Origin of the sequence: Psychrobacter sp. HII-4 (genome assembly GCF_904846595.1) — a bacterium.
In the GTDB taxonomy this organism is placed as follows: Bacteria; Pseudomonadota; Gammaproteobacteria; order Pseudomonadales; family Moraxellaceae; genus Psychrobacter; species Psychrobacter celer.
In genome coordinates, this window is the sequence record NZ_CAJHBJ010000003.1 from 80,428 (window position 1) to 95,026 (window position 14,599).

General features: G+C 48.9%; 10 protein-coding genes. 4 read left to right on the forward strand and 6 right to left on the reverse strand.

What is annotated here, in order from left to right:
• Positions 1–28 precede the first annotated feature (28 nt).
• Positions 29–649 (forward strand): Holliday junction branch migration protein RuvA, encoded by a 621-nt coding sequence (ruvA, locus tag JMX98_RS03165; protein WP_075100770.1) that lies wholly within the window; start codon positions 29–31, stop codon positions 647–649.
• 178 nt (positions 650–827) lie between these two features.
• Positions 828–1,808, forward strand: coding sequence for a Holliday junction branch migration DNA helicase RuvB (gene ruvB / locus JMX98_RS03170; RefSeq protein WP_105246349.1), 981 nt, complete (start codon positions 828–830; stop codon positions 1,806–1,808).
• 169 nt (positions 1,809–1,977) lie between these two features.
• Here the strand turns inward: ruvB and JMX98_RS03175 are convergent, their stop codons facing one another.
• The 5 genes from JMX98_RS03175 to JMX98_RS03195 all read right to left on the reverse strand — a co-directional run bounded on the left by JMX98_RS03175 (position 1,978) and on the right by JMX98_RS03195 (position 8,194).
• Complete coding sequence (locus JMX98_RS03175) at positions 1,978–3,414, reverse strand: FAD-binding oxidoreductase (RefSeq protein ID WP_201584674.1); 1,437 nt, start codon at positions 3,412–3,414, stop codon at positions 1,978–1,980.
• A gap of 290 nt (positions 3,415–3,704) precedes the next feature.
• A complete protein-coding gene (locus tag JMX98_RS03180) occupies positions 3,705–5,357 on the reverse strand; it encodes an ABC1 kinase family protein (RefSeq protein ID WP_201584677.1) in 1,653 nt (550 codons plus the stop codon).
• 83 nt (positions 5,358–5,440) lie between these two features.
• Complete coding sequence (locus JMX98_RS03185; protein ID WP_100749894.1) at positions 5,441–6,145, reverse strand: SCP2 domain-containing protein; 705 nt, start codon at positions 6,143–6,145, stop codon at positions 5,441–5,443.
• A 178-nt stretch (positions 6,146–6,323) separates the two neighbouring features.
• On the reverse strand, positions 6,324–7,406 hold the full coding sequence (gene ubiE / locus JMX98_RS03190) for a bifunctional demethylmenaquinone methyltransferase/2-methoxy-6-polyprenyl-1,4-benzoquinol methylase UbiE (protein ID WP_227680001.1): 1,083 nt from the start codon (positions 7,404–7,406) through the stop codon (positions 6,324–6,326).
• Between the two features lie 74 nt (positions 7,407–7,480).
• Positions 7,481–8,194 carry an FFLEELY motif protein gene (locus tag JMX98_RS03195; RefSeq protein WP_201584679.1) on the reverse strand — a complete coding sequence of 238 codons (714 nt, stop codon included), beginning with the start codon at positions 8,192–8,194 and terminating at the stop codon, positions 7,481–7,483.
• 516 nt (positions 8,195–8,710) lie between these two features.
• On the opposite strand from JMX98_RS03195, the gene JMX98_RS03200 reads away from it, so the two are divergent.
• Complete coding sequence (locus tag JMX98_RS03200; RefSeq protein ID WP_201584682.1) at positions 8,711–10,354, forward strand: ATPase; 1,644 nt, start codon at positions 8,711–8,713, stop codon at positions 10,352–10,354.
• Between the two features lie 417 nt (positions 10,355–10,771).
• Entirely contained in the window at positions 10,772–12,379 is a 1,608-nt protein-coding gene (locus tag JMX98_RS03205) for an inorganic phosphate transporter (RefSeq protein ID WP_201584684.1), read from the forward strand.
• Between the two features lie 170 nt (positions 12,380–12,549).
• Here JMX98_RS03205 and JMX98_RS03210 read toward each other — a convergent pair whose 3' ends face one another.
• On the reverse strand, positions 12,550–14,193 hold the full coding sequence (locus tag JMX98_RS03210; RefSeq protein ID WP_201584687.1) for an aminotransferase class I/II-fold pyridoxal phosphate-dependent enzyme: 1,644 nt from the start codon (positions 14,191–14,193) through the stop codon (positions 12,550–12,552).
• Positions 14,194–14,599: the final 406 nt, after the last annotated feature.

Genomic DNA, 14,599 nt, shown 5'->3' on the forward strand with positions numbered 1-14,599 from the left:
TATTTTTTATAATGATAGGTAATGGATGATGATTGGACTGATTACAGGGCAGGTCGCGTACCTGATGGCACCAACGGCATGTATTTTGACCGCATCTGGCGTGGGGTATGATATCGAGCTACCATTGCCGTCATTTTGTCAGTTACAGCTCGATCAGCAGGCTCGCATCTGGACGCATTTGCATGTGCGCGAAGACGCGCAGCTGCTTTATGGGTTTATCGATCGCAAAGAGCGTGAAGTGTTTCGTCAGCTTATCAAAATCAATGGCGTGGGAGCAAAAATGGCGTTAGCGATGCTGTCTGCTATGTCGGCCGCTGAGCTTAAGATGCATGTCGAGCAAGAGTCAGAGAGTGCATTGACGCGTATCCCAGGGATTGGCAAAAAAACCGCGCAGCGTTTATTAATCGAGCTTAAAGACAAGCTAAAAAATATCGAAGTCGACAATGATTTGTTAGAGCTACCAACGCAGGTAACCACAGCCTCTCACGAAGGCAGCATCATCGCTGAGGTCGAGGGCGCACTTATCAGCCTAGGCTACAAAGAAAAAGAAGCGCAGCAAGCGATTAAAGCGGCTAAGCGTAGTGGAGATACGTTTGCTGATACGCAAAGTTTACTAAAAGCGACTTTGCAGCAGTTGTCAGGCTTTTAAGGCAGTTTTTATTATTAATTAGGGTATGCCGAATGCGCTTGACAGCGAACTGACATAGGCGACCTGAGATAAGCGACATCGATTGTCGCTTATTTTTGTTTACGTCTGTGCTTTCGTGCGCCGGTGCTTTATGATGTTTTGTATGATTTCACTTTTTTAATATAATGATAAAACTATGATGCAAGATCGTTTAATTAATCCGCTAGAGGGCGCCAGTGATGCGCCTGATGCCAATATTCGCCCAGCACTACTGGCAGAGTATATTGGCCAGCCTGTCGTGCGTGAGCAGATGGAAGTATTTATCGGGGCGGCGCGCGGCCGTGATGAAGCGTTGGATCATACGCTTATCTTTGGGCCACCAGGGCTAGGTAAGACGACTCTGGCCAATATCATCGCGCGCGAGATGGGTGGTAACCTGCGTTCAACCTCGGGGCCTGTCCTTGAGCGACCTGGTGATTTGGCTGCTATGTTGACCAACTTAGAGGAAGGTGATGTGCTGTTTATCGATGAGATTCATCGGTTAAGCTCTGTCATCGAAGAGATACTCTATCCTGCGATGGAAGATTTTCAGCTGGATATTATGATTGGTGAAGGGCCAGCGGCGCGGTCTATCAAGCTGGACCTGCCGCCATTTACGTTGGTGGCAGCGACCACGCGTGCAGGGCTTTTGACTTCACCACTGCGAGATCGTTTTGGTATCGTTCAGCGGTTAGAGTTTTATAATATCGCAGATCTGACTACCATTGTGACACGCGCGGCGCGCTTGATGCGCGTGCCGATGAGTGAAGACGGTGCGGTCGAGATTGCGCGCCGTGCACGCGGCACCCCAAGGATTGCCAACCGTTTGTTGCGCCGTGTACGTGATTATGCCGAGGTCAAAGGCGATGGCCGTATCAATGGCGTGATAGCAGGCAGTGCGCTGGATATGCTGGCGGTCGATAGACGCGGTCTTGACCATTTAGACAGGCGCTATATCGAGATATTGCAAGAGCGCTTTGATGGAGGGCCAGCTGGGGTTGAGGCGGTAGCGGCGGCGATGGCAGAGGATCGCGGCACGCTTGAGGATGTCATCGAGCCGTATTTGATTCAGCAAGGTTACGTATTACGTACGGCTCGTGGTCGCGTATTGACGCAGATGGCCATTGACCAAATGTTATAGGCTATGTCATGTGAGATGATATAAAACTGGCCAAAACACCTTTATACAAAAAGCGCCGCCTTTTGGTTGATTAAAAGGCGGCGCTTCTTCGTTTAAATCAGAGACGTCGCTATCAAGCCATTCAATGAAAAATTGTCATATCGGATGGCCTATAGGTCGGCGTAAGCTGTTAATCTGCGACCATGGTTTTCGGCCATATTTTTCCAGGGTTTAGGATATTGTTGGGGTCGAGCGCTGATTTGATGGCTTGCATTAATACTAAGGCATTACCATGCTCTTGTTGCATGTATTTTTGCTTGCCTTGACCAATACCATGTTCACCTGTGCACGTACCATCCATCTCGATGGCGCGCATGGCCAGGCGGCTAATGATGCCATCGGCAGTAGCGATTTCTTCAGGGTTATCGGTATCGACCAATAATAAAACATGAAAGTTGCCATCACCCACATGTCCGACGATAGGGCCAATCATTCCTGATGCCTCGATGTCTTTTGCCGTGGCGCTGACGCACTCTGCCAAGCGCGAAATAGGCACACAGGCATCGGTCGATAAGGCGCTGGCTTCAGGCCGTAGGGCAGAGCTGGCATGATAGGCATTGTGCCGCGCTTGCCACAGACGCTTACGTTCGGCCTCGTCCGTGTCCCACGCAAAATCGCTACCGCCAAACTCTTTGATGATGTCCGTAAAGATAGTTGCTTGCTCAGCCACGCCCGCGTCCGTGCCATGAAACTCTACAAACAAAGTTGGCGTCTCAGTCAGGTCTAGATTGGCATATTGATTACAGGCTTTGATTTGCATGGCATCGAGTAGCTCAATACGGGCAACTGGCAAGCACATCTGGATGGTAAGCATCACCGCCTGACAAGCGTCCTCAATCGTTGGGAAGTGACAGATGCCACTAGCAATACATTCGCTAATACCAAACAGCTTGAGCGTGACTTCGGTGACAATGCCTAGCGTGCCTTCTGAGCCGATCATAAGCCGTGTTAGATCGTATCCAGCGGCCGACTTTTTGGCGCGTGTGCCTGTACGTATGATCTCCCCGTTGGCGGTCACGACTTCTAGAGCGAGCACCACATCTTTCATGGTGCCGTAGCGCACAGCGTTGGTGCCAGAGGCGCGAGTGGCCACCATGCCACCGATACTGGCATTAGCGCCTGGGTCTATCGGAAAAAATAACCCCGTATCGCGCAGGTAATGATTGAGCTGCTCGCGTGTGACGCCAGGCTGTACGGTCACGGTCAGATCTTCATTATTGACTTGTAAGATTGCATCCATCGCATGCATATCAATACATAGCCCGCCAAAAGGCGCGTTTAGCTGACCTTCTAAGGATGAGCCTATACCAAAAGCAATCACTGGCATCTGATACTGGTTGCAAATATCGACAGCCGCGGCGACCTCATGTTTATCCTGCACGGTCAACACCGCATCGGGTGGCTGGTTGGCAAGCCATGTCATGGTATGACCATGCTGCTCGCGTACCGCTTTATTGACACTCAGCTGTTTGCCAAAGCGTATCTGTAGCGCAGCTATGGCCGCACTGTGATCGGGCGTAGTGCTATCGTGCGGCTCGGATGCAGGTAAGGCGGATAGGGCAGACATGGATGACTCCTACACATATATAATTTGTTAGACAGCATGTGTTTTTATTTTTTTGGACGTAGACTAGGGCGTGTCCTCAAGTCAATCGATAGCTATCCAAATGGGCTAAATCTGGCTAAATCTGGCTAAATCTGGCCAAACGTGTTCAAATAGCTGACGAATATCTCGATATTATCCGCGCTATTTTCCTTGTTTGGCGGCAATTTATCTCATTTTTATCGCCATTTTTAAAATGAGGATACGCCCTAAAACAATATACGCCAATGGCATAACGAGCGCTAAAAGAGCAATTAGGCCAGTACTCGCCAAACAACCACGACGATGGCCAATAGATAAAAGACAGGCGCAAACCAGCCGACTTGCGTGGCAATCGCAATAAAGATAGCAAAGCCTGAGAGTGCCAGCCAGTCGCGGCGACGGTCATTGAGCATATCCGCTCGGATTTGCTGTATTTCTCTGAGCTGACTGTCTTGTCGCGACCCTTGAGTGGCAAGGCTCTGTAAGCCTTGATCGAGTAGTTTTGGGATATCCGTGGTCGATAATAACAGCTCTGGTAATTGTTGGCGCAGCTGTTGTAAGTTGCGTACAGGGTCGAGCTGCTCTTTGATCCAGCCGCTAAGGATGGGCTTGGCAAGCGACCAAATATCAAGCTCAGGATATAGGTCGCGCCCCAGTCCCTCGACATGTACCAAGGTTTTGAGCAGTAGCATTAACTGTGGCGGAATACTCATATGATGACGACGGGCGATATCCAAAATCTGCATCAATACTCCAGCAAAATCGATGTCGTTAATGGATTTTTGTAGCATCGGACCGACGGTGCGTTTCATGTCACGCATGAGCGCATGCTTGTCGGCGTTAGGTGGTATCCAGCCTGCACGGCTGACAATATCTACCACGGCCGTGAAGTTGTTATTCATCACCGCCAGCAGCATCCGCGCCACCACCAGCTGATCGTCTCTTGATAGCGTACCCATGATGGCACAATCAAGGCCGATATAGCGCGGCTCATGGCCAAGCTTTGCCGTATCATCGTATAAATCTTTGACAGGTGGCGTCTCAACGAAGACATTACCCGGATGCATATCAGCATGAAAAAAGTTATCGCGAAATACTTGGGTAAAAAATATCGTTAAGCCTTTTTCTGCCAGTGTTGCACGGTCATAACCCAGCTTATCAAATACCTTAACCTGCGAGATAGGAACGCCTTGGATGCGCTCCATGACCATGACGTTTTTGGCGGCATCATAAACTTCAGGCACATACATGAGTGCCGAGCCTAAGAAGTTATTGCGCATCTGCGTGGTATTGTCCGCCTCCAAGGTCAGGTCCAGCTCATTGAGCATCACTTGGCGGTAGTCTTCGACGATATCGATGATATGTACCGCGCGCGCCGCTTCGATACGCGCCGATGCCCAGCCGGCCAGCTCGCGCAGTAGCTCAAAGTCAGAGACGATAGTGGCGCGAATATCAGGCCGCACTACCTTTACCACCACTTCACGACCATCATGCAAGGCCGCGGTGTGTACTTGGGCGATAGATGCCGCCGCTAGTGGCTTGACATCAAAGCGGGCAAACAATGTGTTGATTGGTTGACCGAGGCCGTGTTTTGAGTGCTGAATCTGAGCAATGGCAACGTCAGCGTCGAAGGGTTTGACTTTGTCTTGTAACTGCACCAGCTGCTCAATGATCTCGGGTGGCACCAGATCACGGCGCGTAGAGAGCAGCTGGCCAAGTTTTAAAAACAGCGTGCCCATGTCTTCTAGGGCGTACTTGATGGCGTTGGGCTGATGTTTTTTGCCCCACGCGGCAGGGTGCAGACGAATCAAGCGCGCGATAGGCTGTAGCTGCGGCATCTCTTCTAAAGACAGGTGCGTATCGATACGATAAGTGGCGGCGATACGCCAAAGCTCAAACAAACGGGCGCGGTGAGATAGTAGCATGAGAAATAAGCACTCTAAAAAATTCAAAAATAGGGTAGCGCGGTGCTTAGGGTTTGTTAAATATTCAACACGCGCCAGACCAGTTACTGATGAAACGAGTTGTTAAGAAAACGTGATTGCTCTTCTTTGATGGCTGCAAGTCTCGCTTCTTCGCGCGCCACATCAGCACGTAGCTTGAGAAGCTGCTGCCTGAGGTCATTGACCTCTGCCACCTCAGCGGGGTCAGGTGCGGCATTGCCTGCCACATCATTGGCCCAATCGCTGACGTCATCAAATGCGCGTTTGGCACTATGTCGCCAGCTGCTTTTTAGCTGAGAGATGAGCAGGTGTAATTGGCTGGCCATGGGCTTGCCGATGAAAGGCTCCAGCTGTCCTGCCACGTCAGGGTCAAACCCTGCGACCAGCTGTTTTAGCTGCATGAGTACCTTATAGTCGCCTGCGATAGGCAGGTTGCCTTCGGTGCCGCGCATCAGGTTGAGCAGTTGGGCAGGATTGTCGACTGTGATGGTGCAATCTGGTCGGCTGTGACCGATACGCGCGCGCTGCCTACTGGCTTTTTGCCGCTCATCCATAGTGCCGCTTGGCTCAAACACACTGTCCGTGGTCACAGGCTCAAAGCGCAAACGCTCATGGCTAAACAGCACATCTAGATGAATCTCAGGCACGGCCATCTCCAGCCGCAATACTTTACCAGCAAGCGGGGCCAATCCTGCTTTGGTAATGTCATCGCTAGCGATAGCAAGGTTAATCAGCTTTTCGGCACCAGCCAAAAGTAAAACAGTCAGCATAAGGCTCTCGCGTATTTGGTGAAGCGCCTAACAACAGCGCTAAGTTTATAATAATCAACGACTACAGAGTGTGGCGGCTCAATAGTCACCATCGTTATCCCATCATGCAGTACAAAAGACGCAGCATTAAGCACTACTTACTAAACGCTAAATACTAAGTGCTAAATACTAAGCAATATTACGCCTTAAAACCGCGATGCACCGCGACGATACCGGCGGTGAGATTGTGATAATCACAGTTTTCAAAGCCAGCTTGTTGCATCATTTGCTTTAGCGTTTGCTGATCAGGATGCATACGAATCGACTCTGCCAAGTATTGGTAACTTTCAGAATCATTGGCAATTAGCTTGCCCATCATCGGTAGCGCTGTAAATGAATACAGATCATAGGCTTTAGACAGTGGCTCAAAAACGGGCTTTGAGAACTCCAAAATCAACAAGCGACCACCTGGCTTTAGTACGCGGTACATGGCTCGCAGCGCTGCGTCTTTGTCTGTGACGTTGCGTAGACCAAAGCTGATGGTCACCAAATCAAAGCTTTCATCATCAAACGGTGCCAGTGTTTCAGCGTTGGCCAATACAAAGTCTACGTTGTTGCACCCTGCATTGATCAGGCGCTCACGGCCGACCTCTAGCATGGCCGCGTTGATGTCTGATAGTACCACATGGCCGTGGCGACCCACTTCGCGGCTAAACACTTTGGCCAAGTCGCCGGTGCCGCCAGCGATATCGAGTACCTGCTGACCGGCGCGCACGCCTGACAAGCTAATCGCGTAACGCTTCCATAGACGATGGATGCCAAATGACATGAGGTCGTTCATAATGTCATATTTTTTGGCAACAGAAGTAAAGACATCAGCCACACGTGCTTGTTTTTCTGCTTTATTGACTGTCTTATAGCCAAAGTGTGTCTGCTCATTACCATCGGTTTCAGGCGTGTGCGGGTTGTTGATGTCATCGCGCTGATTAAATAGCGTCTGCTTGGTAGTTTGTGCTTGCGCAGCGCTAGGGTCGGCACTGTCATTGATCGTATTAGGCATAGTGGTTTGTTGACCTTGTGGGGTTCCGGTGGGTAAGTCTTGGACTTGGGTAAAGTCATGGTGTTGGCTGCGCTGAGCGTCTGTCTGCCGCGCTTGTGCTTGCGCTGTGATGTCTTGATTATGACGGATGCTTTCTTTGACGAGCCTGTCTTGCAGCTCGGCCTGCTTGGATGGCTCGTGGGTGGTAGCGGCGCGGTTGGCGTTGTCTGTGTTGTCTGTCATCATTGTGTCCTATTCGTTATTGTTATGACTTTCTTGGTAGGGCGTGTTGGTATTAGCCAATCTACACTATCAGTCTATGATACACCAAACCTCATTGGCTTACCGTCATTATCCGCGGCATGCACTTGCTCGATAATCAAAAGCTCCTGCTGGCAAAATGGCTCGATAAAATGACTGACGCTTTTGAGTGGTTTCATGGCCTGAAAGCCTGTGTCAATGAAATCATACAGTGGCTGAAAATTATAGCGATAGGCGGTGCCTTTGGCTAAGGCAAAGGCTTTTTTGAGCATAAATGAGTTTAAATGTTTGTCTGTGCGATAACAAACGTCTTTGAGGTTGGCGATTTGGACGCGGCGTGCTTCTGCTTCATCGACAGCACGATAGGCGGCCAGCATATTGTCGTCGGTCACTGGCAACTCTTGGGTCAGTAACCACTGCGCCAAATGCAAATCCAGCTCAATCGCCAAAATCGCCGCTTGAATGCCCATACTGCCAGTCTCCAGTGCCGACTCTTTTGCCAAGCGCTCAAGCTTTTGCGCTTTGGGTAAAATGCGCTCCAACTGTTTGGCCAGTAGCTTAAACTCATCGCCGCCATATAACTGGGTCAAAAAATACTCAGCCATCAGTTGGTTTTTGGGCTGAGAAAACAGCTCATGGTGCGTGTGTTTGATGCGCGTTTGTTGCCATGACTGTACGTCTTTTAGTTTATTGTTTAGGGCATCGTCTTGATGGTAGGGCAGCGCCCAAAAGCGGGTCAAGTGTTGTTGTAAGTTGGCTAAAGCGGCCATGGCAATCAATCCTATAAAATCAATAATATTATCAAAGTGCTGATAAATGGCGTGGTGTTACCTGTCTGTCAGTGACATATTTTAATGGTTTTGTGCGCAAAATAATTTTTAAAACGCTATAAAGACTTTAAAAACCGTATGAAAATACCGCCATTATAAAGACAAGGTCAACAAGCAGTACGGTCAATTCGCTATAAAATCGATATGCTCATATCAACGTGCAACTTTTTATAAAGCGGCTTTATAGCCATGTATCTGATTTATTTAGACGCAGCTATATCTTACGTATCTCTAAATGACAGCCTGTAGCAAACGGACGTATCGTAAAAAGTGTTCACCTTAAAAGAAAATAAAACAGAATACAAATGCCAAACTGTTACCCAAATGGTTACATAGCAACGTTATTTAGTCTATTGGCTGAGTGCTAGTATAAAAATGGCTCAAAATTTTGCAAGATTGATGCAATGAATCAGCATTAGATGAGCTTATGAAAAGCCAACTAGGTCGGAGGATGCGATGTCAAAAAACAACCATGCCGCAGAGCAGAGTGCATCAGATGGACGCACGCCAGCTGATAAAAAAATCATCAGCCAGCGTCTCAAACCCAATCCGCTCAGCCAGTTTTCTATGGACAAAGATGCCCTGCGACTGGCATTGGTCACGGCGCAATACGCCCTGCGAGCAACGCGGCAACAAAGCCCGCCTACCCATGACAAAGCCACAGGACTGCTGGTACTGGTCAACGGGATGGAGCAAGCTGGTAAAGGCACAGCAGTCAAGCAGTTAAGAGGCTGGGTAGATCCGCGGCTACTAAAAGTCGAGGCGACCGTTGGCGACTGCCCACTGGACTATCAGCCGATTTGGCAAACGCATACCAACGTGTTGCCACGTCACGGTGACGTGATGGTGTATTTTGGGAATTGGTATGCTGACCTGCTGTATGACGTCATGCGTATGACTTGCGTAAAAGACACTACCGAAACAGCCGCTGGGACAAAGAGTCAAAACAAACAAGACGATGCGCCGTCATCTTTGATGTCTCGTATGACGACCAAGTGGCAAGACTACCTACAGCAGCAGCTGGCGAAACTAACTGCCTTTGAGCAGGACTTGGCGGCCAACCAAACGCGACTGCTTAAGTGCTGGTTTCATGTCGATGTCGATACGTTGCAAAAACGCCTGACTGACAAAACAGCAGACCCACAGTTTTTGTATCAAATGGACTGGCACGACAGACAAATAGTCGATACCTTCAATGAGGTGGCCACCGCGCTGCTTAGACAACAACCAGACTGGGTCATCATCGATGGGGAGGATAAGTCTGCTGCTGCCGATCATTTTTGTCATGAGGTGCTGCACGCCATACAAGAAGCGCTGGCAAGTAGCAAGACGAAGGATGACACTAAGGCAAAGTCTCATCCCAGCCCCTTCGTGCCAGTCGCTATTCCCAATCAGCTACAAGAAATCACCAGCACAAAAATAGACAAGTCTGACTATAAAGAAGCGCTGGCGGCCAAGCAAGCGCGTTTGGCTGCGCTACTGCGTGCGCGCAACGGTCGGCATGTCGTCTTTGCTTTTGAAGGCATGGATGCCGCTGGCAAGGGCGGGGCGATCAAAAGGCTGGTGGCGCCGCTCGATCCGCGCGAGTATCAGGTCTATAATATCGGGGCACCGATGCTTCATGAGCTGCAGCATCCTTATTTGTGGCGCTTTTGGCATAAACTGCCCAACGAGCATACTGACCGCATCAGCCGTATTGCTATCTTTGATCGGACTTGGTACGGGCGAGTATTGGTTGAGCGTATCGAAGGCTTTGCTGACGCGGCGGCATGGCAGCGTGCCTATGACGAAATCAACCGTTTTGAGGCCGACCTAGCTGATGCAGGCACGCTGGTGATAAAATACTGGCTGGCCATCGACAAAAAAGAGCAGCTACAGCGCTTTGAGGCACGCCAGCAGACACCGCACAAGCAGTATAAGCTGACGGAGGATGATTGGCGCAATCGCGATAAGTGGGAGAGGTATGTACAGGCGGCTGCTGATATGCTGGCACGGACAGACACAGACAAGGCACCATGGTGCATCATTGCCACCAACGAAAAGCGCCAAGCGCGCCTGCAAGTCTTGGATCATGCCATCGAACAACTATCGTCACTATAGGCGTATGGCGTAAATAAGCGTATAATGGTGCAGGTAAACACGGTATCATCTGCCCTAACCATGAGCAGTTACAAATCTTGTAATATCATCATGCATTATGTGCTTATATTGAATATAATAGGCGCGTAACGTTTCTTGCTACACCCAACAAAACGTAGCAAATAGAGTCTTGTGACCTGTATTGGTGCCTTTGGTAATACACCGACCATCACAGCTCTGACAACGCTTATCATAATTAGCAGTTATCAAGTACTAACATTATCATCACAAAAGATCTAAGCCGCAAGATGCTGTAATCAGACGATTGAGCAATATCCCTTGCGGCTTTGTGACATGTTGCATTAAGGGTTTTACCTTCGGCACGCTTGTCTTTAATCGCATATAATTTCAATCAGCTTACGCAGGACGTATCAACGTATGGGTATTAGCAGCAGCTCTACAGGGCCCGCCAAATCAGTCGGCTCTATGAGAATAAATCTATTTTTTGCCATTTTACTGATTGCGATGACCGCCTACTTTTTATGGTGGGGTCTAGATTACACAATGCGTCAACAAACGACGCTATTTATTGTCGCCACCGCTTTTGGTGTCTTTATGGCATTTAATATCGGTGGTAATGATGTTGCCAACTCCTTTGGCACCTCGGTGGGCGCAGGGACGTTGACCATCCCGCAAGCACTCGGGGTTGCCGCGATATTTGAAGTATCCGGCGCAGTGCTGGCAGGCGGGGAAGTGACGGACACCATCCGCAAAGGCATCGTAGACTTAGATGGTCTGACCGTCACGCCCAACCAGTTCATTTACGTCATGCTCTCAGCTCTGGTTGCGGCCGCATTTTGGCTGTTGTTTGCCACGCGCAAAGGCCTGCCAGTATCGACCACGCACTCTATCATCGGCGGGGTGGTTGGTAGCTCTATCGTGTTGGGCTTTGATTTGGGTGGCAGCGCGACGGCACTCTCGACAGTCGATTGGGGCACGGTTGGCACCATTGCCATTTCATGGGTGTTATCGCCTCTATTGGGCGGTATCTTGGCCTATATATTGTACGGTCAAATCAAGAAAAACATCATCGAGTATAATGATAAAACCGAGGCTCATATTGGTGAATTAAAAGCCAGTAAAAAAGTCTTAAAACAAAACCATAAAGAGTATCTGGAGCGTCTGACCGAGTCGGAGCAGCTGGCTTATACCTCAGCGATGCTGCGTGACCAAGAAATCTACAAAGATGATGATTGTGTCGTCGAAGATTTAGAAACGGACTATTACAAAAAGCTGTATGAGATCGAAAATGAGCGTAGCAGTCTAGATACGCTAAAAGCACTCAAGCAATGGGTGCCTATGATTGCCGCGCTTGGCGGCGCGATTATGACGTCTTTGGTGGTGTTTAAAGGTCTTAAAAACGTCAATAATAGCCTGACGACGCTACAAGGTTTTTTGATCATGGGCATGATTGCCGCCTTGGTCTGGTTGGCCACCTTTATCTATACCAAAAGTATCCGCGGTAAGCATAAAGAGGACTTGACCAAAGCGACCTTTATTATGTTTAGCTGGATGCAAGTATTTACGGCGTCCGCTTTTGCCTTTAGTCATGGTTCAAACGACATTGCCAACGCCGTCGGCCCGTTTGCGGCCATTATGGATGTCATCCGTACCAATGAGATTGCCTCACAAGCGGCAGTGCCACCAGCGGTGATGTTGACGTTTGGGGTGGCGCTGATCGTCGGTCTTTGGTTTATTGGTAAAGAAGTCATTCAAACCGTCGGTACCAATTTGGCAAAAATGCATCCCGCTTCTGGCTTTTCGGCAGAGTTGGCCGCCGCTGCCGTCGTGATGGGCGCCTCGACCATGGGTCTGCCAGTATCGAGTACGCATACGTTGGTCGGTGCGGTATTGGGGATTGGTATTGTCAACAGAGACACCAATTGGGCGCTAATGAAGCCAATTGGTCTGGCGTGGGTTGTCACTTTACCAGCTGCCGCTACGATGTCTGCGATAAGCTATGTGGTTCTAAAAAATATCTTTTAACCAACAAAAGCGGCAACCATCATGCAAAGATACGTTTGCAGATAGGTGGCCAGTGTTGTACACGAGCACACTCTCATAAAAAACGCTTATCAGCCTAATGCCGATAAGCGTTTTTTTATAAATGTAGAACCTATCCTGTCTTAGTGCTCAGTCACAGATAGTGGATGGGGCTAATCCGTACCAAACTGCTGACGCTTTTTGGCAAAAAAGCGATCCAAGCGATCCATAGCGTTCTCTAAATCATGTAGATTAGGTAAGAATACTAAGCGAAAATGATCAGGCGTATCCCAATTAAAACCAGTACCTTGTACCATCAGCACCTTTTCATCAATCAACAGATCCATCATAAACTCCATATCGTCTTTGATAGGATAGATCTCAGGGTCCATCTTAGGGAAGCAATAAAACGCCCCTTGCGGCATAGTGCAAGAGATACCAGGTATTGCATTGAGACGTGAGATGGCCATTTCGCGCTGCTTAAATAAACGGCCCTTCTCTGAGGTCAGCTCTTTCATGCTTTGATAGCCGCCCATCGCTGTTTGAATGGCATACTGTCCTTGTACGTTTGAGCACAGCCGCATAGAGGCGAGCATATCTAAGCCTTCGATAAAGTCGGCGGCATGCTGTTTTTTACCAGACACCATCATCCAGCCGGCGCGAAAACCTGCGATACGGTGCGATTTTGACAAGCCATTATAAGATAGGACTAACACCTCGTCGGTAAGCGTGCTCATAGGCTTATGCTCGACATCATCGTATAAGACTCGATCATAAATCTCATCCGCCATAATAATTAAATTATGCTCTTTAGCCACTTCGATTATCTGTTTCAAGTTCTCATCAGAGTATAGCGCCCCCGTTGGGTTATTCGGGTTAATAACGACGATGCCTTTGGTTTTGCTGGTGATTTTGGACTTAATATCTTCGATATCAGGCTGCCAGTTGTCATCTTCATTACAGCGATAGTGTACTGCAGTACCGCCTGAGAGGTTAGTTGCTGCTGTCCATAGCGGATAGTCAGGCATTGGGATGAGGACCTCGTCGCCATCATTCATCAGCGCCTGCATCGTCATCACAATCAGCTCTGAGACCCCATTGCCTAGATAAACATCACGTACATCGACTGCCGATAGCAAACCTTTTGACTGATAATACTGCAGCACCGCTTTACGCGCCGAAAAAATCCCTTGCGAGTCTGAGTAACCAGTCGCCTCTGGCAGGTTCATTGATACGTCGCGCAAAATCTCATGCGGCGCCTCTAGACCGAAGGGCGCAGGGTTGCCAACGTTGAGCTTCAAAATACGTTTGCCTTCTGCTTCCATTTTATTGGCAGTCTGAAGTAGGGGGCCACGAATGTCGTAGCAGACGTTTTGTAATTTGTCAGACTTTTTTATTGTATTCATAAAGGGATCGCTTGTCTGGTTGGTTGGTGAAGGGGCTTGTGTCATGGCTGCATCAGCTTGGCTGACTGGTTTTTGGGATTGACTGATATGCTCGTCTAACGCGCGATACTGGCCTCCGGATTGCGCCATCACTACCTCAGGGGCGCTGCTAGGGTATGGCAGCTCTGTATCGGCTGCACTCTCACCGCGCAGCAAATACCCTTCGCTACAGCCCAAAATACGTGCCAATGTCGGCAGCTTGGATGAGACGATACCGTTGGTGCCACGCTCCCAGTTAGAGATAGCGCCGCGACTGACCTTAGCGCCAGCGGCAGTCATCGCTTGGGCTAGCTGCTCGGCGGTCAGCCCTTTATCACGGCGCAGCTGCACCAGTCGCTCAGCCTGAGTGCTCTTTTTATTGTTATCAGCCATTACGTTTAAGCCTATATATATGTGGTAGTGCGAGTCTTACGCATCAGTAAATCTGTGATTGCGGGGCATAAATGTTTAACGCCATTGCAAGATATTATTGCATTTTATCTATCAATGCAAGCCGTATCTATTGGTTTATTTTACAATGCAAGAATAACTTGCAAAACATATCTTTAAGTTGTGCCTTGAGTATATCTGTAGCTTTTGCCAAGCTATCCGGTTTTTAAATCATGACCAATTCGCCTAGCCAATTTGACTATATAAAATATAAGACGCTTATAGGTCGCCAAAGGGAGCAGCGCTGTTTTCTTATCATTTTTATTACAGTGCTCATCAGACTTGAGGGGTAGAATGATATTGTTGTAGTAGACACCTTGAATAATGCTGGTTGTATCAACAAATACAC

Bases quoted from the DNA above. Each gene is read 5' to 3' on its own strand.
- ruvA (WP_075100770.1), top strand. From the start codon at position 29: ATGATTGGACTGATTACAGGGCAGGTCGCGTACCTGATGGCACCAACG.
- ruvB (WP_105246349.1), top strand. From the start codon at position 828: ATGCAAGATCGTTTAATTAATCCGCTAGAGGGCGCCAGTGATGCGCCT.
- JMX98_RS03175 (WP_201584674.1), bottom strand. From the start codon at position 3,414: ATGTCTGCCCTATCCGCCTTACCTGCATCCGAGCCGCACGATAGCACT.
- JMX98_RS03180 (WP_201584677.1), bottom strand. From the start codon at position 5,357: ATGCTACTATCTCACCGCGCCCGTTTGTTTGAGCTTTGGCGTATCGCC.
- JMX98_RS03185 (WP_100749894.1), bottom strand. From the start codon at position 6,145: ATGCTGACTGTTTTACTTTTGGCTGGTGCCGAAAAGCTGATTAACCTT.
- ubiE (WP_227680001.1), bottom strand. From the start codon at position 7,406: ATGACAGACAACACAGACAACGCCAACCGCGCCGCTACCACCCACGAG.
- JMX98_RS03195 (WP_201584679.1), bottom strand. From the start codon at position 8,194: ATGGCCGCTTTAGCCAACTTACAACAACACTTGACCCGCTTTTGGGCG.
- JMX98_RS03200 (WP_201584682.1), top strand. From the start codon at position 8,711: ATGTCAAAAAACAACCATGCCGCAGAGCAGAGTGCATCAGATGGACGC.
- JMX98_RS03205 (WP_201584684.1), top strand. From the start codon at position 10,772: ATGGGTATTAGCAGCAGCTCTACAGGGCCCGCCAAATCAGTCGGCTCT.
- JMX98_RS03210 (WP_201584687.1), bottom strand. From the start codon at position 14,193: ATGGCTGATAACAATAAAAAGAGCACTCAGGCTGAGCGACTGGTGCAG.